The sequence below is a fragment of the Paraburkholderia mimosarum LMG 23256 = NBRC 106338 genome (assembly GCF_000739815.1).
Lineage (GTDB): Bacteria > Pseudomonadota > Gammaproteobacteria > Burkholderiales > Burkholderiaceae > Paraburkholderia > Paraburkholderia mimosarum.
Window position 1 is genome coordinate 37,647 of sequence record NZ_BBJJ01000047.1, and the last position, 17,949, is coordinate 55,595.

At 66.3% G+C, this 17,949-nt stretch carries 16 protein-coding genes; 5 read left to right on the top strand and 11 right to left on the bottom strand.

Annotation, left to right across the window (positions count from 1 at the left end; genetic code table 11):
* The first annotated feature begins 7 nt into the window (after window positions 1-7).
* The gene (locus BMI01S_RS26320; RefSeq protein WP_028214265.1) at window positions 8-805 is read left to right on the top strand and encodes a substrate-binding domain-containing protein; all 798 of its coding nucleotides are present in this window, start codon (window positions 8-10) and stop codon (window positions 803-805) included.
* On the opposite strand, the gene BMI01S_RS26325 is transcribed toward BMI01S_RS26320, so the two are convergent.
* The 3 genes from BMI01S_RS26325 to BMI01S_RS26335 form a co-directional block, all read right to left on the bottom strand.
* A complete protein-coding gene (locus BMI01S_RS26325) occupies window positions 806-1,054 on the bottom strand; it encodes a hypothetical protein (protein ID WP_028214264.1) in 249 nt (82 codons plus the stop codon).
* 174 nt (window positions 1,055-1,228) lie between these two features.
* Window positions 1,229-2,557 carry an MFS transporter gene (locus BMI01S_RS26330; protein WP_036045945.1) on the bottom strand — a complete coding sequence of 443 codons (1,329 nt, stop codon included), beginning with the start codon at window positions 2,555-2,557 and terminating at the stop codon, window positions 1,229-1,231.
* 50 nt (window positions 2,558-2,607) lie between these two features.
* Complete coding sequence (locus BMI01S_RS26335; protein ID WP_028231946.1) at window positions 2,608-4,245, bottom strand: gamma-glutamyltransferase family protein; 1,638 nt, start codon at window positions 4,243-4,245, stop codon at window positions 2,608-2,610.
* Between the two features lie 154 nt (window positions 4,246-4,399).
* Here BMI01S_RS26335 and BMI01S_RS26340 point away from each other — a divergent pair, with 154 nt between their 5' ends.
* From BMI01S_RS26340 to BMI01S_RS26350, 3 genes are all read left to right on the top strand, one after another.
* A complete protein-coding gene (locus BMI01S_RS26340) occupies window positions 4,400-5,263 on the top strand; it encodes a LysR substrate-binding domain-containing protein (RefSeq protein ID WP_028214261.1) in 864 nt (287 codons plus the stop codon).
* Window positions 5,264-5,514: 251 nt separating this feature from the next.
* Complete coding sequence (locus BMI01S_RS43200; RefSeq protein ID WP_042290987.1) at window positions 5,515-5,835, top strand: hypothetical protein; 321 nt, start codon at window positions 5,515-5,517, stop codon at window positions 5,833-5,835.
* Window positions 5,836-6,054: 219 nt separating this feature from the next.
* Window positions 6,055-7,584 carry a phospholipase D family protein gene (locus BMI01S_RS26350; RefSeq protein ID WP_042290991.1) on the top strand — a complete coding sequence of 510 codons (1,530 nt, stop codon included), beginning with the start codon at window positions 6,055-6,057 and terminating at the stop codon, window positions 7,582-7,584.
* Here the strand turns inward: BMI01S_RS26350 and BMI01S_RS26355 are convergent.
* The 4 genes from BMI01S_RS26355 to BMI01S_RS26370 are packed head-to-tail and all read right to left on the bottom strand — an operon-like array spanning window position 7,530 to window position 12,159.
* Entirely contained in the window at window positions 7,530-9,077 is a 1,548-nt protein-coding gene (locus tag BMI01S_RS26355) for a M81 family metallopeptidase (protein WP_042290994.1), read from the bottom strand. The two genes, BMI01S_RS26350 and BMI01S_RS26355, sit on opposite strands and share 55 nt — an antisense overlap.
* Complete coding sequence (locus tag BMI01S_RS26360) at window positions 9,074-9,289, bottom strand: hypothetical protein (protein ID WP_028231948.1); 216 nt, start codon at window positions 9,287-9,289, stop codon at window positions 9,074-9,076. The genes BMI01S_RS26355 and BMI01S_RS26360 overlap by 4 nt, the downstream gene beginning before the upstream one ends.
* Before the next feature lie 31 nt (window positions 9,290-9,320).
* The gene (locus BMI01S_RS26365) at window positions 9,321-10,721 is read right to left on the bottom strand and encodes an aspartate aminotransferase family protein (protein ID WP_028231949.1); all 1,401 of its coding nucleotides are present in this window, start codon (window positions 10,719-10,721) and stop codon (window positions 9,321-9,323) included.
* 49 nt (window positions 10,722-10,770) lie between these two features.
* Window positions 10,771-12,159 carry an APC family permease gene (locus tag BMI01S_RS26370; protein WP_028231950.1) on the bottom strand — a complete coding sequence of 463 codons (1,389 nt, stop codon included), beginning with the start codon at window positions 12,157-12,159 and terminating at the stop codon, window positions 10,771-10,773.
* A gap of 255 nt (window positions 12,160-12,414) precedes the next feature.
* On the opposite strand from BMI01S_RS26370, the gene BMI01S_RS26375 reads away from it, so the two are divergent.
* Window positions 12,415-13,527 carry an AraC family transcriptional regulator gene (locus BMI01S_RS26375; protein WP_028231951.1) on the top strand — a complete coding sequence of 371 codons (1,113 nt, stop codon included), beginning with the start codon at window positions 12,415-12,417 and terminating at the stop codon, window positions 13,525-13,527.
* 188 nt (window positions 13,528-13,715) lie between these two features.
* Here BMI01S_RS26375 and hutG read toward each other — a convergent pair whose 3' ends face one another.
* The 4 genes from hutG to BMI01S_RS26395 are packed head-to-tail and all read right to left on the bottom strand — an operon-like array spanning window position 13,716 to window position 17,910.
* The gene (gene hutG / locus BMI01S_RS26380; protein WP_028231952.1) at window positions 13,716-14,525 is read right to left on the bottom strand and encodes an N-formylglutamate deformylase; all 810 of its coding nucleotides are present in this window, start codon (window positions 14,523-14,525) and stop codon (window positions 13,716-13,718) included.
* Window positions 14,526-14,569: 44 nt separating this feature from the next.
* Window positions 14,570-15,988 (bottom strand): formimidoylglutamate deiminase, encoded by a 1,419-nt coding sequence (locus BMI01S_RS26385; RefSeq protein ID WP_036045948.1) that lies wholly within the window; start codon window positions 15,986-15,988, stop codon window positions 14,570-14,572.
* A 15-nt stretch (window positions 15,989-16,003) separates the two neighbouring features.
* Window positions 16,004-17,236, bottom strand: a complete 1,233-nt coding sequence (hutI, locus tag BMI01S_RS26390; protein ID WP_028231954.1) for an imidazolonepropionase — start codon at window positions 17,234-17,236, stop codon at window positions 16,004-16,006.
* Complete coding sequence (locus BMI01S_RS26395) at window positions 17,233-17,910, bottom strand: HutD/Ves family protein (protein ID WP_081901411.1); 678 nt, start codon at window positions 17,908-17,910, stop codon at window positions 17,233-17,235. The genes hutI and BMI01S_RS26395 overlap by 4 nt, the downstream gene beginning before the upstream one ends.
* Window positions 17,911-17,949: the final 39 nt, after the last annotated feature.

The window sequence follows — 17,949 nt, forward strand, 5'->3', positions numbered from 1 at the left end:
CGCAGCCATGACTATCCACAAGCTCAAGGTTGGCTCATTCGCGATTTGCGTGCTGCTCGCGATATTGAGCCCCAGCGCGGCATTGGCAGGCGAGGTCAAGGTCATGATATCGGGCTGGTTTGCGCCTGCGTATCGCGAACTGGGTCCGCAATACGAGGAAGAAACCGGCGATACCCTCGTCACCATCTGGGGGCCGGCAGCGGGCACGGCCTTGAATGCGATTCCCGTGCGGCTCGCGCGTGGGGAGTGGGCCGACGTGCTGATCGTGGTCGGCTACGCGCTCGACGATCAGATCAACGCCGGCAACGTCGTGCCGGGCAGCAAGGTTGACCTCGCACGCTCGCCAATCGGCGTGGCGGTTCGCGAGGGGGCGCCGAAACCGGATATCAGCTCGGCCGACGCATTGCGCCGCACGCTACTTGAAGCGAAATCGATCGTTTATCCGGACAGCGCGAATGGCGTCTATATCGGCGAAGAACTGTTTGCGCGTCTCGGCATCGAAGGGCGCGTGAAAAGCAAGAGCCGTATGGTTCCTGCCGAGCGGGTCGCCACTGTCGTTGCAAACGGCGAAGCGGAACTCGGTTTGCAACAGGTCGTGGAACTGTTGCCGGTGAAGGGGGTCACGGTGGTCGGCAGTTTGCCCGCGGAACTGCAAAGGTACACGGTGTTTTCCGGGGGCATCGCCGCGACTGCGAGAAATCCGGCTGGCGCTGAAGCGCTGCTTCGATATCTGTCGTCGCCGGAGGCGGCGCCCGCGATCGCGAGGACCGGCCTTGAACCGCTCGCGATCGCGCCCGCGAACTGATCAGGCCATTTCGGGCTGCCTCGCGTACCACCACTCGTCGACGGCCTGTTTGGCGTTCTGCTCGACCATGCTCAGCGCCATCAGCACATCGATCTTGAGCCTGGGAATAGCAAGCTCCAAGCACGGGAGTTTCGCCGTTGCGACCTGCGCATCGGTGCCTTCCAGAACCGCACGGCACAACCACTGCGTGTCCGTCGCATCTGCTTTCGCATCGACAGTGACTCGAAAGCCACGATAATCGATCGCCATACACTCTCCCGTAACCTGACAAATCGTAAATCCCGCGCCGGTGGACGGCGGCGAGCGTGCGACTATATCACCACTCGGGGGCGGCTTTAGCGCAGCGCGCTCGATTCATGCCCTGATTTAAAGGGCTATTCTGCGGGCACGGCGCCAGCGGCGATACCCGTCGAAACCGCAGTATCAGCTCGCGAGCGTGGTGCGCAGCGCAGCCTGCCGCATCGTTCGCCATCCCACGATCGCGAGCGACACACCCGAAATCACGGCCGCGAGCGAAACGTAATAAGCCGGCGCGAGCGTATCGCCCGTCACGTGGATCAGCACCTCGGCAATCGTCGGCGCGAAGCCGCCAAAGAGCGTCACGCCAAGGCTGTACGCAATCGAAAGCCCCGCGGAACGCACGCGCACGGGAAAGATCTCCGACATCAGCGCCGGCATCGGGCCCGAATACGCCGCCTTGAACACCCCGGCCGCGCCCTGGAGCACGAGCAGCCAGCCCAGCGTGGGATGGCGCTGCAAGAGTGCGAACATCGGATACGTGAGCGCGGCAAGCAGGATCGACGTGGTCAGCATGATGCGAATGCGCCCGATGCGGTCCGAGAGCGCGCCCATCACCGGCGAGAGCGCGAACTGCAGTCCCCCGTTGAGCACGACCACGCCGAACGAGGTCGCCGCCGCCATGTGAAGCTGCTTCACGGCGTACATCGGCATATAAAGCTGAAGGATGTACACGCCGACAGTCGATTGCGCGACGATGCCCACCGCGAGCAGCACGTTCACCCATTGGCGCGCGAGCGAGGGCTCATGGGTTGCGCGCCCATCCGCTTCGCGCCTTTCCTGCTGGTTCGCGACGAACTCGGGCGTTTCGTCCAGATGCGAGCGGATGTACCAGCCCACGGGGCCAAGCAGGAGCCCGAAGAAGAACGGCACGCGCCAGCCCCACGCCTGCAGTTGTTCGGGCGGCAGCCACCATGCGAGCACGCCACCGAACGAAGCAGCGAGAATTGCGGCCGCCCCCTGGCTAGCGAACTGCCAGCTCGCGTAGTAGCCACGTTTCGCCTGGCTGTGCTCGACCATGAACGCCGTCGCACTGCCGAATTCGCCGCCTACGGCGAAGCCCTGCACGAGTCGCGCAAGCAGGATCAGGAGCGGCGCCGCAATGCCGATCGCCGCGTACGGCGGCATGACCGCCATCGCGAGCGTGCCCGCCATCATGAGCGCAATGGCGAGCGTGAGCGCCGCCTTGCGTCCTTTGCGGTCGCCGTAGACGCCAAGCACGATGGCGCCGAGCGGTCGCATCAGGAAGGAAATGCCGAAGGTGCCGATGGCAAGCAGCGTTGATAGCCATTCGTCGTGCACGGGAAAGAACTGCTTCGCGATGATCGGCGCGAAGTAGCCGTACACGAGAAAGTCGAACCACTCGAGCGCATTGCCGATCGACGAGGAGAACACGATGCGGCGCACCATGCCGCGGCTGAGCGGCGCTTTCGAAGCCGATGATCCCATCCCCATGTCAATCCCCTCCATTTATTTTGATCTGCTAATTGATCGATTTGGGCCGCTCAGAAGCCCGCTGCGAGACCGTCGCGGCGCGTGTCGCTCGCGGCCACATAACCGCGCTCGGGATCGTTGCGATCGAGCTTCCAGATGAACTGGCCCGAGCCGAAGTCCATATAAGGATCGTCGATGCCCTTGATCTCGTGGCCAAGCCCCTGCAAGGCGCGAGCCGTCTGCGCATCGAAGGTCGATTCGATGTCGAGCGTGAAGTCGCGGTTGACCTTCCAGCGTGGCGCATCGCACGCGGCCTGCGGCTGCTGACCATAGTCGAGCATGCGCACGATCGACTGCAAATGCCCTTGCGGCTGCATGTCGCCGCCCATCACGCCGAAGCTCATCACCGCTTCCTGGCGGCCTTCCACCTGCTGTGTGAGGAACGCCGGGATGATGGTATGGAAGGGGCGCTTGCCGCCTTCAACGACGTTCGGCGAGACCGGGTCCATCGAGAAGCCGCAGCCGCGGTTCTGCAACGCGATGCCGGTGCCCTGCACGACCACCCCCGAACCAAAGCCCATGTAGTTCGACTGGATGAAGCTCACCATCATGCCGCGCTCGTCTACGGCGGACAGATAGATCGTGCCGCCCGAGCGCGGCATGCCGAAGTCGAACTGCGTCGCGCGCTTCGGATCGATCAGCTTCGCGCGCGCCTTGAGGTACGCGTCGTCGAGCATCTGCTCGGGCGTGACTTCCATCGAGCGCGGATCGGCAACGTAGCGGTAGACATCGGCGAATGCGAGTTTCATGGCCTCGATCTGCAGATGCTGCGATTCGAGGCTGTCCACTGCGAGCGAGCCCATGTCGAACTGTTCGAGGATACCGAGCGCGATCAGCGCGGCAATGCCCTGCCCGTTCGGCGGAATCTCGTGAACCGTGTAGCCGCGATAGTCCTTGCCGATCGGCTCGACCCATTCCGGACGATAGTTGCGCAGGTCGTCCAGCGTGAGCGCGGCGCCGCCTTCGCGCGCAAACGTGGCGATGCGCGCGGCAACTTCTCCTTCGTAGTAGTCGCGCGGGCCGCGTTCGGCCAGACGCCGCAGCGTGGCCGCATGGCCGGGCAGGCACACGCGCTCGCTCACCTCCGGGGCGCGGCCGCGCGGCATGAAGGTCTCGGCAAAGCCCGGCTGGTCGTGCAGTTCGGGAATCGCCGCCTGCCACTTGCGCGCGACGATGGTCGCCACCGCATGGCCGCGCTCCGCGATCTCGATGGCCGGCTCCATGAGGTCCGCGAACGGCAGCGAGCCGAATTTCGCATGCAGCGCCTCCCAGCCGGCGATCACGCCGGGCACCGTCACCGTATCCCAGCCGCGCTTCGGCTGCTTCGCGAGACCGTCTTCCTCACCATATTTGCGGCGGAAGTAATCGACGCTCCATGCCGCCGGCGCATAGCCCGACGCGTTCAGGCCGTGCAGCTTCGCGCCGTCCCACACGAGCGCGAAGCAGTCGCTGCCGAGACCGTTGGACACGGGCTCGACCACGGTAATGGCGGCCGCGGCGGCGATCGCGGCGTCGATGGCATTGCCGCCCTTCCAGAGCATGCGCAGCCCCGCCTGTGCCGCGAGCGGATGCGAAGTCGAAACGACGTTGCGGGCGAACACCGGCAGGCGCGGCGTCGAATAAGGGTTTTGCCAGTTGAAGCGCGTCATGGGCGTCCACATCGGGTAATGAATGAAGGATGGCGGCGCGGGCGCGGCGGCATTCAGTTGCGGCGCGCACGGCTCCTGCCGGTTTATCGATTATGTTGAAGGTCAAGTCAAAAAAATATTAAGATTTTATTGTCGATACTTAAGTTTTATTTACATGCTCACTCTACGCATGCTGCGAACCTTGCAAGCCGTCGCGCGCAGCGGAACTTTTGCCACGGCGGCCGAGAAGACCGCCCTCACGCAGGCGGCCGTGAGCCAGCAGATGCGCGGGCTCGAAGAGGCGCTGGGCCGCCAGATCTTCGATCGCCGGGCGCGTCAGGTCGCGCTCACGCGCGAAGGCCGCGAGATCTGCGCCAAGGTCGATCACATTCTCGCGCTGATCGACGAACTGCCCGCCCGTGCGGGGGACACGATGCGCGGCTCGATAATCATCGGCGCAGTGGTATCAGTAATCGGCGCGCTTTCGCTGGCCGTCGCGCATCTGAAAACGGACCACCCTGAACTCGAAGTGCGCCTAACCTCGGCCCGCTCGAACGAGCTGGCGCGCATGGTGCAAGACGGCGATGTCGATCTCGCCGTCGTAGTTGGCAGTGCAGACGGTTCGCTGGACGAATCACTCGCATGGACGCCACTCTATGAAGAGCCGCTCATGCTCGTGACGAGCCGCGCGGCAACAGGCGACGATGCTCGGTCCATCCTGCGCGAACGCGGCTTCCTGCGCTTTGACCGGCGAGTGCCGACCGGCGTGGTGATCGACCAGGCGCTCGCCGAACTCGGCATCGAGCCGCTCGAATACCTCGAGCTGAATTCGATCGAAACGATCGTCTCACTGGTGCGCAACGACGTGGGCGTGAGCGTGTTGCCGGTCCTGCAAGGCGGAAAATGGAAGAATGATCCGAATTTGCGGCTCGTGCCGCTGCCGGGGCGGCCCTTCATCCGCACAGTGGGGATGATTCACCGGAAGGCGCACCGTCAAACCGCGCTCACACGAACGATTGCAGACATGCTGCGTCAGTGACAGAACAGATCGCTGCGACCATCTGTCATGCAAATTCCTCAACGGCTTATGAACAGGGGCGTCGAGGCCGTGAGGCCGGGTCGTTGGACCTGGCGTCGGGTTGACCTGCATCAGCACGAAAGTAAAATGAAAGCCTGAAAACAAGAGCTGCCGAGGTTACCCGCCTCTCATCGCTCGATACGCCCGCTCACGCTCTTACCTGAGCATGAGAATTCGTTAGTTATACAAAACTAATTTCTGGAGAGAACCGCATGAAGCTCAGAACCCGCACCATCGCCACTGTCGCCATCGTCATCAGCGCCCTCGTGATGGGCCAGGTATTTGCGCAAACGAGCGCACAGACCAGCGCCGCCGAAAGCAAGGAAACCCGGAGCGCCGCCACGGTGACGCATAACGACCCGATCGTTCAGAAGCGCATGGAAATCCGCGAGGCCAACCGTGAACAGCGCGCCCGCACGGCGGAAGCACGGCAGACCTTCCAGCAGGAAGCGCGCGAAGCCAGAGCCGAGCGCAATCAGTCGGCGCAGGAATCCCGCGCCCGCGCGCAGGCCGCGCTCGATACAGCGGAATAAGGAAGCGCGCGTTCGCCCCGAAGCTGCACGCCTCGCGTGGTGCGCACCACGCCGATCGCGTAAGCTAACGTCGTTGCATGCTCACTCGCGAAGCCTCGCGCTTCGCGCCTCGAAGCGGGATCGACACGGGAAAGCGAACGCGCCATGCAAAGATCGCCCATCGCGCTGGTTGCAGACGGACTGCGAAATCTGCGGACCACGGCATTGCCGCTATGTGTGATGGCGCTTGTCACCTGTCTTGCCACCGGCCTTGCCGCCTGCCAGCAGTTGCCGCCGCTCGGCGAACGCACGCCGTCCACGGCGCTTTCGCCGGCCGAGGCCCGATCGACTCGACTGGGCACCGCCGTCGCAGCCGAACTCGCCACCCATCCCGACTTCACCGGCATCGATCCACTCTCGAATCCGCTCGAAGCCTTCGCCTCGCGCGTGGCGCTCGTACGCAGCGCCCAGCGCACGCTCGACGTCCAGTACTACATCTGGCGCAACGATCTCACCGGCACCCTGTTGCTCGAAGAACTCCGCGAGGCCGCCGACCGCGGCGTGCGCGTGCGCTTGCTGCTCGACGACAACGGCATTCCGTCCTCGCTCGATGCCACGCTCGCCGCGCTCAATGGGCATCCCAACGTCGAGGTGCGCCTCTTCAATCCGTTTGCCACACGCAAGCCCAAATCCATCGGGTTCCTCACCGAGTTTTCGCGGCTGAACCGGCGCATGCACAACAAGTCGCTCACGGCTGACGGCGCGGCGACCATTCTGGGCGGCCGCAATATCGGCGATGAATATTTCGGCGCGACGGACGGCGTGGTGTTCGCCGACCTCGATGTACTCGCCATCGGCCCCGCCGCCACCGATGTCGCGCACGACTTCGACCGTTACTGGGCCAGTGCATCGTCATTCCCGGCGTCGCAAATCCTCCCGTACGTGGCGCCCGACGCACTGGCCACGCTCGATCGCGCCGCGCTGGCGGCGCGCAACGATCCCGGCGCCGCGGACTACCTCGAAGCGCTGCGCAAGACGACCGACGTGCGCCGCCTGCTCGACGGCACATTGCCGCTCGAATGGGCCAAAACGCAACTGGTCAGCGACGACCCGACGAAAGCACTCGGCACGGCCCCGCAGGAAACGCTCATTCTCAGCCAGTTGCACGAGATAGTGGGCGATCCGCACCGCGAACTCGATCTGGTTTCGCCGTACTTCGTACCGGGCGAAGTGGGCACGAAGTACTTCACCCAGCTCGCCGCAGAGGGCGTGACCGTGCGCGTGCTCACGAACTCGCTCGAAGCCACCGATGTCGCCGCCGTTCACTCCGGCTATGCCCGGCGCCGCGTGGCGCTGCTAGAAGGCGGCGTCGAACTGTTCGAGCTGCGGCGCGCGGCGGGCGCCAGCACGGAAACGGGCAAGGGCCCCTTCGGCAGTTCGGGGTCGAGCCTCCACGCCAAGACCTTCGCCGTAGATGCGGAGCGCGTTTTCGTCGGCTCGGTGAATTTCGATCCGCGCTCGGCCAAGCTCAATACCGAGCTTGGGCTCGTGATCGAGAGCCCCACGCTCGCGGGTCAGATTGAGCAGGCGTTCTGGACGCGCGTGCCGGAGCTTGCCTACCAGGCGCACCTCGACACGAACGGCAAACTCTACTGGACCCGCCTCGCCGACGGTACGGTCGTACGCTACGGCACCGAGCCCAACACGAAATGGAATCAGCGTCTGGGCGTCTGGTTCTTTTCCATCCTGCCGATCGAGTGGCTGTTGTAGCGCGCGCCGTTCCAGCGGTCGACCGCATCGAGTGGATACACGGGCCGCGCGAGCCGCTCGTATCGGAACAGCCCGTAGTCGGAACTCGTGACGCCGCGGCTGTCGCATTCGACGAGCGCGGCTGCGATCGGCACGAACACCGGCCGGCAGTACATCCGCGATTTCAGCAGCAGGAATCGCGCGCGGCGCGGATCGATGCCGACGCTCTCGAACACGCCAAGATCCCACGGCTCCTGCGTACGCTCGGTGACGACGAGCGTCGCCGGGCCGAGGTCGAGCACCACACTGCGGCCCATGTGCGAACGCTGCCCTGTATAGGTCGGCCCCGTGATCACGTATTCGCCGTCGGTGATCGCCCGCACGACGCCGGTTGCGCGGAAGCGCGCGCGCTGCGCCCCGCCGTGCGACGGAAACCTGTTGCCGACCAGCACGGTGACGGCCGCGCCGACACCGGCGCCGATCAGTTGCGCCACCGCCTCGGGATCGCACAGCGGCCCGCTGACGATGCCGTCGAGCCCGTGCGCGAGCGCCGCCTCGAGCAGGTCCATCGTATCGCACGGGCCGCCCGACATGCAGTTGTCGCCGTGATCGAGCATCAGCACGGGCCGCTGCGCGCCACGCGCAAGCGCCGCCGCCCGCGCGACCGATTCCGCGAGCGGCGCGCTGCGATACACGAATTCGTCGCGCGCGTCCCAGATCTGCCGTGCGATGCGCTCAGCAACGGCATCGGCCGCCGCGCGGTTGCCGTCGCCGACCGCGACCACACTGATGCACGGCGCGGGAATGTCCGCCAGCGAGAAGCCCGGCAGCACCGACACCGCGAGCACGCCATCGACCTCGGCCTCGGCCGCCCGCGCGGCTTCCACTGCGCGCCGCATCGCGCCTTCGGCGGTCGCGCTGCGCAGCGTCGACGTCATCAGCGGCGGCTGCCGCCATGCGAGCACGGGCCGCACACGGCCGTGGAGCCGGTCGAGCAGCAGGCGCGCCGCGTGCTCGCCGGTTTCATACATGTCGACGTGCGGATAGGTCTTGAAGCTGACGATCACGTCCGCGTGGTCGATCATCTTCTGCGTGACGTTCGCGTGCAGGTCGAGCGCAACCGCGATCGGCGCATCGGGCAGCGCCGCGCGCACGCGTGCGAGCAGGTCACCCTCGCCGTCCGCGCTTTGCTCGGCGACCATTGCGCCGTGCAGGTCGAGCATCACCGCGTCGCAGCCCGGTGCGGCCGCAACGATCGCGTCGCAGATCGCCGCATACGCGTCGGCCGCGACCGGGCCGCTGGGGTTCGCAGCCGCCGACACCGGCGTCGCGACCTCGGCGCCCGCACGCCGGGCCGCATCGAGGAACGCGGCCATTGCGGTACGCATCCCGCGGTTCGCGCGATACGCGTCGTAGCCCCAGTCGGGGCCGTTCCAGCCGAACGCCGACAGCGGCGTTCGCACCGGCGAGAAGGTGTTCGTCTCGTGGTTCATCCGGGCGATCAGGAACTTCATTGCGCGTCGCTTTGCGTGTAACGCGTCGTGCCCTTCGTCTCCAGATACTCGGGGGCGAACTTCGCGCGGACCGCGCGGTCGACGTCGGCTGGGCTGCCGATCCTGAGCGGCGCATACGGCCGGCCCATGGCCCGATCGATCACGTCGATCGACCGCGCATCGGCGGGATCGAACCACGGTCCGTCAATATAGGGTTGGTGTGACGTTCGCATCGAATGCTCCCTTTCGTTACGCCGGCGGCGCTCAACGCGTCGCCCGCGCAAACGTGTCGATGAGGATGTGGCGGATCTGCGCGGCGAACCACGCGATCTCTTCGCGCGACATCACGAGCGGCGGCGAGAACTGCACGATCGGCGTGCCCTCGTGATCGACGGCGGCCCGGCATAGCAGCCCCGCATCGAAAATCGCCGGCGCGAGCAGCGTCGACACGAACGTCTGCGCGCTGATGCCAGTCGCCCAGGCGCGCGCGGCCTTGTCGGTCACGAGTTCGAGCGAGTAATGATAGCCGTCGCCGCGCACGTCGCCGACACACGGCAGCTCGAGCAGCGCGTCGAGCGTGCGGCGGAAGAACGCCTGGTTCTCGCGCACGTTCTCGAGCACGCCTTCCCGCTCCATGATCGCCAGGTTCGCGAGCGCGGCCGTGCACGCGACCGGATGCCCGCCGTACGTCGCGCCGTGCAGGAACATCCGCTGCGGCCCCTCGAGCACCGTATCGACGACCGCGTCGGTCGCGATCATGCCTCCGAGCGGCACGTAGCCCGACGCGACGCCCTTCGCGAACGTCAGGATGTCCGGCTGCAGCCCGTAGCGCCGCGACCCGAAATGTTCGCCGAGCCGGCCGAACCCGCAGATCACCTCGTCCGCGACCAGCAGCACGCCGTACCGGTCGCAGAGCACGCGCAGCCCCGCCGCGTAGCCGGGCGGCGGCGTCAGGCTGCCGCCAGCGTTCTGCAGCGGTTCGACGACGATCGCCGCGACGGTGTCGGGACCTTCCTGCACGATCAGCGATTCGATCTCGTCGAGCAGGTATTCCGTGAACTGCGCTTGCGTCTCGCCGGCTGGGCGGCGGTAGCGCTTCGTGTTGCTGACGTGCCGCACGCCCGCCATCAGCGGCTCGAAGTGCTTGCGGAAGTCGGTCATCCCATTCAGCGCAAGCGCGCCGAAAGACGTACCGTGATACGCGACGCGACGCGCGATGAACTTGCGCCGCTGCGGCTCGCCACGCGCCTGGTGATACTGGCGCACCAGCTTGATCGCCGATTCGTTCGACTCCGAGCCGCTCGACGTGAAGAACACGCGCTTCAGGCCGTCCGGCGCGAGCGCGGCCAGCTTGTGCGCGAGCCGGATCGCGGGTTCGTGGCCGTAGCCCCAGTTGGTCGCGAACGGCAGCCGCACCATCTGCTCGCGGATCGCGTCGCCGATCTCGGCGCCGCGGCTGTAGCCGACCTGCACGCAATAGAGCCCGGCCAGCCCGTCGAAATAGCGCCTGCCGTTGCGGTCGACGAGCCAGCAGCCCTCGCCACGGTCGAACACGGTCAGCGCGTTGTCGCCGTATGCGTCGGCGTGCGTGAAGTGCATCAGCAGGTGGCGTTTGCCGAGCGCCTGCAGATCCGCAGTATCGAGATTGACGCTTACATCGCTCATGTCCCAGTCCTCCTTGAGGGTTCAATACCTGCCTTGCGCGACCGGTCATTCAATTCATCGTCAGCTTCGGGGCCGGCCGCGTGAAGCCGCGCGTCAGCCACACGAGCTGGCAGAGGCCGAGCGCGAGCCAGCCGCTGCCGACATAGAACGTCTGGCGCGACAGCCCCGACCAGAGCCACACGTTCAGCGCGAAGCCGATCGCCGGCATCAGGCCGAACGTGATCCAGCCCGCGAAGCGGCGATGCTCCGACCGCACGAGATAGCTACGCATCACGCACAGGTTCACGACGGCGAACGCGACCAGTGCGCCGAAGCTGATCATCGTCGACGCGAGATCGAGCGTGATGAGCAGCGCGGACAGCGACACGACGCCGACCGCGAGTGTCGCGCGCACCGGCGTGCGCAGCCGCGCATGCAGATGGCCGAATACGCATGCCGGCAGCACCTGGTCGCGGCCCATCGCGAACAGCACGCGCGTCACGCTCGCCTGCCCGGCCATCGCGCTCGCGAAGCAGCCGGCAACGTAGACCGCGACGAACAGCGCCGACAGCATGCCGCCGCCGATCCGCTGCATCAGTTCGAGGCTGGCCGAATCGAGATCCCTGAACGCGTGCCAGTCCGGAAACACGACCTGCCCCGCATACGCGATCAGCATGAATAGCAGGCCGCTCAGCAGCGTGCAGAGCAGCATCGCGCGTGGCACCGTGCGGCGCGGCTCGCGCGTTTCCTCCGACAGTGTGGACACCGCGTCGAAGCCGAGAAAGGACAGGCACAGGATCGCGGAGCCTGCGAAGATCGCGCCCGCGTCGCCCGACGCCGGCAACACGATCGAAATCGCGCTGCCGCGCCCGGCCGCGAACCGCGCAGACGCGCTGAAAAAGATCGCGATGAACACCAGCTGGCTGGCGATCAGCATCAGGTTCACGCGATTGACTAGCCGGATGCCGACGATGTTCAGCCCGGTGACGAGTGCGATGCTCGCCACGATCCACACGCTCGAGGGCACCAGCGGAAACAGCTGTTTCATGTAGATCCCGATGACGAGGTAACCGATCATCGGGATGAACAGGTAGTCCATCAGGAGCGCCCAGCCAACCATGAAGCCGGCCGACGCACCGAAGTTGCGGCTCGCGTACGTGTAGGCGGAGCCCGCGCCTGGCATCAGCCGCGCCATGTGGCCGTAGCTGCACGCCGTGAACAGCATCGCGACCAGCGTGACCGCGTATGCGGCCGTCAGATGGCCGTGCGTCTCGCGGGTGACGATTCCGTAGGTAGTGAACACCGTCAGCGGCAGCATGTAAGCCAGCCCGAAGATCACCAGCGTCGAGAGTCCCAGCACCTGGGCGGGCCCCGATGCGCCGCCGGGGCACTTCGCGCGCTGCGTGAATGCGTGCGTCGCGGCACCGGGCGCGCATCGACCTGGCCTGTCGTCTCTCATGCTGTCCTCACATGGATGGTGTCCATGACTTCAACCCTCGTTCGGCCGGCAACGCTGGCGTCCCCGGACTCGAGCACGAGTGTGTTGCGCCAAAAAATCGCGGGTGAATGAGAAAAGCGGACGTAATCGAGGGATATTTCCGGACGCGTTTGCGCGCACGGGCGGGGCAGCCCGGTCGCGGCATACCCCACTGGCGTTTCGCGGCCATTCCGGTTAATTTTTACGGCCTGTTCCCGCCAGGCCCCGATCCGCCCCATGGACAGCAGGTCCGATCGCAATCAGAGCCGCGCAGAATGCAAGCAGCGTTCTGCGCCCGGCCGCGCGCGTCCGACCGCGCGCCAGCAGGACATTCCCGCGACCGTCCACGCGATCGCGGTCGCGCTCGACGAGTGCCGTGAGCGGCAAATCGACAGCGCGACCGTGCTGGAAGGCACGGGGTTCGGCGCGGACGAAGTCGCGTCGCCGAACCTGCACGTGAATCGCGCGCAGGAGCAGCGCTGCTTCCGCAACTTGCTGCTATGCAGCGGCGTGCCGTCGATCGGCCTCTCGATCGGCGCGCGACTCCATGTTTCGACCCTCGGGCTCGCCGGGTACGCGATGCTGATCAGCAGCTCGGTCATGCAGGCAGTACAGTGCATGAGCCAGTTTCCGCTGTTCATGGGGCTGTATTTCGACGTGCGCATTCAGGCGTGCGCGCACGGCATGAGCGTGACGATCGGCAGCTACAACGGCGAGCCCGATCTCGAGGTCTTTCAGGTCGATATGTGCCTGTCCAGCCTGCGCCTGATCGTGTCCGACCTCGTCGGCAAACCGGTCTCACCCGAGCGGCTGCACCTCGCGCGAAGCACGCCGGAGCACGGCGCGGACTACGCGCGTCACTTCGGCTGCAAGGTCGTGTTCAATGCCGGCGAAAACGCTCTCGTGTTCACCTCGGTGAATGGCTCGGAGACGCCACGCCTCGCGAACGAAGTCAGCTTCAACGCGCTGCACGGCCAGTGCGAAGCACTCGAGCGGCAGTGGGCCGCATCGGTCGGCACGCGCTTCGCCGATCGTGCGAAGGAGATGATGGGACGCGACCTGTCGCACCTGAAGTCGATGACGTCGCTCGCAAACGCGCTGCACATGACGGAGCGCACGTTGCGCCGCCGGCTCGACAAGGACGGCATCACGTTTCAGTCGCTGCGCGACGAAGTGCGTCGCGACGAAGCGGCCCGGCTGCTCGACGACCCCGCGCTGACGGTCGCGGCGATCGCGGAACGGCTCGGCTACAGCGAGCCGCGCAGCTTTCGCCATGCGTACCGGCGCTGGACGGGAACGGCGCCGCGCGCGGATACGGCTACGGATACGGATACGAGCAAGGACGCGTGACATGACTATTCCGCGAAGTCAATGCAGGTTGCGGTCTTCGGCGGGGCCGCGCATCGGGGCCTGTCACTCGCCTGGCCCGACGCCGATGCGCGTGGCGCGCAGATCGGCTTCGTCCACCGCTTCTCAACGCAAAACGGCTCTGGGTCGTTCGATCCAGAGCCGTTGCGCTCACAAACAGCCCGGACTGCTTACACCGCTGCCGCGTTCAACGCCTCGATAGCCTCCAGCGCGCCACCCACCATCTCACGCAACGCCGGCTGCACTCGCTCCGCGAGCGCGGGCACATAGTCGAACGGCGCGGTTTCCTTCATGTACACGGACTGGCACATCTCGAGCTGAATCGCATGCACGCCATTCTGCGGCGCGCCGAAGTGGCGCGTGATATAGCCGCCCTTGAAGCGCCCGTTCGCCACCCACGTATAGCCGCTTGCCGCCGCCGTGCATTCGGCGCGCGCCTGCACCGCCGCGTTCGCCGTGCGGCCGTCCTGCGTGCCGATATTCAGGTCGGGCAGCTTGTCGTCGAACAGACGCGGCAATACGCTCGCGATCGAATGCGCTTCCCACAGCAATACATTCGCATGCGCCGCGCGCAAGCGCTTCAATTCGGCGGCCAGCGTGTCGTGATACGGCTGCCAGAACGTCTGCACGCGACGCTGGCGCTCCGCCGCGTCGGGCGCGCAACCCTCGCGATACACGGGCTCGCCGCGAAACGTCTCGGTCGGGCATAGGGAGGTGGTGGTCTGGCCGGGATAGAGACTCTCGTCGTTCGGCGGACGATTGAGGTCGATCACATAACGCGAGACACGCGCGCCAAGCACGGTCGCACCGAGCGCCTTCGCGAACGCGTAAAGGCGATCGAGATGCCAGTCCGTGTCCGCGACGGTCAACGCGATGTCCGTATACTGGCCGTGCATCGCAGCGGGAATATGCGTGCCCAGATGGGGAATCGAAATGATGAGCGGCGCTGTGCCGCGTTCCAGAGTAAAGATATCGGTCATGGAAATGTAGTCTCTCAAGTGGCGCGTGGGCTCGCGTTCGCCGCTCAGTCTTCGGCCAGCAATCGTGCGAGCGCGGCGCGATAGTCGGCGTAGAGGCGCGCCTCGTCGCGATGGCGTCGCCCTTCCACGATTTTTTCCCCGCCCGTGTAGACGTCGAGGACCGGCGTCTCGCCATGTTCGCAGAACACCACGGAAGAAAGCCACGTGTGCGGCTTCTGCTCCGCCAGATTCGGATGCTGCGCGTCGAGCACGATCCAGTCCGCGCGAGCGCCCGCTTTCAATGCGCCCACCTCGCGGCCGGTCGCGCTTGCGCCGCCAGCGAGCGCCGCGTCGAAGAGCCGGTCGGCCACCTGCGCCTGGTGCGCCGCGGCCAGCACGTTGCGCTCGCGCCGTGCGAGCCGCTGGCCGTATTCGAGCAGGCGCAACTCGGCGCGCCAGTCCACGCCGATATGGCTGTCCGAACCCACGCCGAACGCGCCGCCCGCATCGAGATAATCGCGTGCCGGGAAAATGCCATCGCCCAGGTTGGCCTCGGTCGTGAGGCACAGGCCGGCAATCGCACCACGCTTCGCCAGTGCTGCGGTTTCCTGCGCATCGATGTGCGTGGCATGAACGAGGCACCAGCGCGCGTTCACGTCGAAGCGGTCTAGCAGCCATTGCACCGGCCGCGCGCCTTCCGTCGCGATGCAGGCTTCCACTTCCGCCGTCTGTTCGGCAATGTGGATGTGCACCGGCGCGCCCGGCGTCGAGCGGTCGAGACCTTCGAGCAGCGCGCGCAACGATTCGTGCGAAACGGCGCGCAGCGAATGCGGCGCGACCCCGTAGCGCAGCGCGCCATGCTCGGGCCGCCACGCGCGCAGCGCCTCGACGATGCCGAGCAACTGCTCCGGCGTGTTGATGAAGCGGCGCTGATCGTCACGCGGCGCGCGCGCGCCGAAGCCGCTGTACTGATAGAGCACGGGCAGCATCGTCATGCCGATGCCGGTGACGTCCGCCGCATCGACCACGCGCTGCGCCAGTTCCGCGGGGCTCGCGTAACGCTGGCCGTCCTGCGCGTGATGCACGTAGTGGAATTCACAAACCGACGTATAGCCCGCCTTCAGCATTTCGACGTAGAGCCAGCGCGCGGTTGCGCCCAGATCGTCGGGCGTGATGCGCGCCGCGAAGCGATACATCAGGTCGCGCCAGCTCCAGAAGCTATCCGTGGGATTCGCGCGATATTCGGTGAGGCCGGCCATGGCGCGCTGGAACGCGTGCGAATGAAGATTAGGCATGCCAGGCAAGATCGGGCCTGCCGCATGGGCGACGCCGCTCGGCGCCTGCGCCAGATCGGGCCTCACGCTGCGCAGCGTGCCCGCCGCATCCCATTCGAGCAGCACATTGCGCCGCCAGCCGTCGGGCAGATACGCTTGCGCGGCAAAGAGCGCGCCTGAAGCCTGATTCGTTTCGATGGTGTGATTCATGCGTGAAAATAGCGCTCAAATGCGCCGCTCGAATGCGCGGCGCTCGAAAACGGTCTCGCCGCCGCGCACCACGCGGGCGCAAAGCGGACGGCCGATCCAGTAGGCAAGTTCCGCGAGCGATTGCACCGGCCATACGGCGAAGTCCGCGGGGCGGCCGACCGCAAGCGTGCCATGACGCTCCGCGTCGCCGAATGCCTGCGCGGCATGCCGCGTGACACCCTGCAGCACTTCGGGCACCGTCATGCGGAACAACGTGGTCGCCATGTTCATCATGAGCAGCAGCGACGTCGCGGGCGACGTGCCCGGGTTGCTGTCGGTCGAAATGGCGATCGGCACCTCGTAGCGCCGCAGCAATTCCAGCGGCGGAAGCTGCGTTTCGCGGATGAAGTAGTACGCGCCGGGCAGCAGCACGGCCACGGTGCCAGCGGCCTTCATCGCGGCGACGCCTGCTTCGTCGAGAAATTCCAGATGGTCGGCCGACAACGCGCCGTGACGCGCCGCGAGCGCCGCGCCGCCGCTGTTGGAAAGCTGCTCGGCGTGCATCTTGACCGCGAGCTTGCGCAGTGCGGCCGCCTCGAACACGCGCTCGCTCTGCGCGAGCGAGAAGCCGATTCGTTCGCAGAACACATCGACGGCATCGACGAGTCCTTCGTCGGCCAGCGCGGGCAGCATGCGTTCGCACACTTCGTCGATATAGTCGTCGGCGCGGCCCACGAACTCGGGCGGCAACGCATGCGCGCCGAGGAACGTGGTGCGCACCGTGACCGGATAGCGCTCGCCCAGTTCGCGCGCGACACGCAGCATCTTGCGCTCGCTGGCCAGATCGAGGCCGTAGCCCGACTTGATCTCGACCGCCGTCACGCCTTCCGCGAGCAACGCCTCGAGCCGTGGCGCCGACTGCGCATAGAGCGACGCTTCGTCGGCGGCGCGCGTGGCGCGCACCGTCGAGACGATGCCGCCGCCCTGCCGCGCAATTTCTTCGTAGCTCACGCCTGCAAGACGCTGCGCGAATTCGTCGGCGCGCTGACCGCCGTAGACCAGGTGTGTGTGGCAGTCCACGAGGCCGGGCGTGACCCAGGCGCCGCCCAGATCCTCGCGCGGCCATTCGGTGAAGTGCGCGGGCAGGTCTTGCGCTGCGCCGAGCCATGCGATCTTGCCGTCTTCCACGGCGAGCGCCGCATTTTCGACGGTATGACCCGGATCGCCATGAGGACAAAGCTTGAGGTTCTGCCAGAGCGTGCGTTTCATGAAGTGCGCACGGCATCGCGCGATACCGTGTCCGTAATGTCTTGCGGCGGCGCGTCCAGCATGTCCAGCGCCACGGCGAGCAACGCGCCCGCGCCGCACGTTTCGATTTGCAGGGGACGCTGCGCGTCGGGCGTATCGATGCGCAGCGTGTCGCCAGCCTCGAGCTGCACCTCCCGATCGCCATCTATGCGCACGTCTTGTTCGCCTTGCGCGCAGTACAGCAGCACCGTTTGTGCGCGCAGGTTGTACCGCGCGTTTTCGCGCCACACTTCCAGCGTGCCGCGCGCCGCGCCGCGTCGCACCATCAGGTTGAAATCGCGCGTGGCGCCATTGACGAGGCGCGCATCGATCGCCGCCTCGCCGGCAAAACGCGCGACGTCAAGCGGCTGCGTGAGTGCGTGCGTGCTGCCCGCTTCGTCGAGCAGCATGCCCGCGCCTTCCAGCAGCACCAGCGTGCGATCGACGCCTTCGAAGCGCGAGAACGGCCCCGCCTGCGCGACGTCGGCCACGCTCACGCGCCACGCGAACGTGTCCAGCGATGCGGCGGCCTGCGAGACCATGGGCGCCGCCGCGATTTCGCGCGTGACGCCGCCGCCGTTTTTCCACGGCGACGCCACGAGCGCCGCGCCACGCAACAGCGTGAGGCTCGCCGCCTGCACCAGCGGCTTTACCATGTTTGCGCCGCTCATCGGCCGAGCATCGGCAGCTTGAGT

What these genes read in the sequence shown, in the direction of transcription:
- BMI01S_RS26320 (WP_028214265.1), top strand. Translation starts at nt 8, where the DNA reads ATGACTATCCACAAGCTCAAGGTTGGCTCATTCGCGATTTGCGTGCTG.
- BMI01S_RS26325 (WP_028214264.1), bottom strand. Translation starts at nt 1,054, where the DNA reads ATGGCGATCGATTATCGTGGCTTTCGAGTCACTGTCGATGCGAAAGCA.
- BMI01S_RS26330 (WP_036045945.1), bottom strand. Translation starts at nt 2,557, where the DNA reads ATGGGGATGGGATCATCGGCTTCGAAAGCGCCGCTCAGCCGCGGCATG.
- BMI01S_RS26335 (WP_028231946.1), bottom strand. Translation starts at nt 4,245, where the DNA reads ATGACGCGCTTCAACTGGCAAAACCCTTATTCGACGCCGCGCCTGCCG.
- BMI01S_RS26340 (WP_028214261.1), top strand. Translation starts at nt 4,400, where the DNA reads ATGCTCACTCTACGCATGCTGCGAACCTTGCAAGCCGTCGCGCGCAGC.
- BMI01S_RS43200 (WP_042290987.1), top strand. Translation starts at nt 5,515, where the DNA reads ATGAAGCTCAGAACCCGCACCATCGCCACTGTCGCCATCGTCATCAGC.
- BMI01S_RS26350 (WP_042290991.1), top strand. Translation starts at nt 6,055, where the DNA reads ATGGCGCTTGTCACCTGTCTTGCCACCGGCCTTGCCGCCTGCCAGCAG.
- BMI01S_RS26355 (WP_042290994.1), bottom strand. Translation starts at nt 9,077, where the DNA reads ATGAAGTTCCTGATCGCCCGGATGAACCACGAGACGAACACCTTCTCG.
- BMI01S_RS26360 (WP_028231948.1), bottom strand. Translation starts at nt 9,289, where the DNA reads ATGCGAACGTCACACCAACCCTATATTGACGGACCGTGGTTCGATCCC.
- BMI01S_RS26365 (WP_028231949.1), bottom strand. Translation starts at nt 10,721, where the DNA reads ATGAGCGATGTAAGCGTCAATCTCGATACTGCGGATCTGCAGGCGCTC.
- BMI01S_RS26370 (WP_028231950.1), bottom strand. Translation starts at nt 12,159, where the DNA reads ATGAGAGACGACAGGCCAGGTCGATGCGCGCCCGGTGCCGCGACGCAC.
- BMI01S_RS26375 (WP_028231951.1), top strand. Translation starts at nt 12,415, where the DNA reads ATGGACAGCAGGTCCGATCGCAATCAGAGCCGCGCAGAATGCAAGCAG.
- hutG (WP_028231952.1), bottom strand. Translation starts at nt 14,525, where the DNA reads ATGACCGATATCTTTACTCTGGAACGCGGCACAGCGCCGCTCATCATT.
- BMI01S_RS26385 (WP_036045948.1), bottom strand. Translation starts at nt 15,988, where the DNA reads ATGAATCACACCATCGAAACGAATCAGGCTTCAGGCGCGCTCTTTGCC.
- hutI (WP_028231954.1), bottom strand. Translation starts at nt 17,236, where the DNA reads ATGAAACGCACGCTCTGGCAGAACCTCAAGCTTTGTCCTCATGGCGAT.
- BMI01S_RS26395 (WP_081901411.1), bottom strand. Translation starts at nt 17,910, where the DNA reads ATGGTAAAGCCGCTGGTGCAGGCGGCGAGCCTCACGCTGTTGCGTGGC.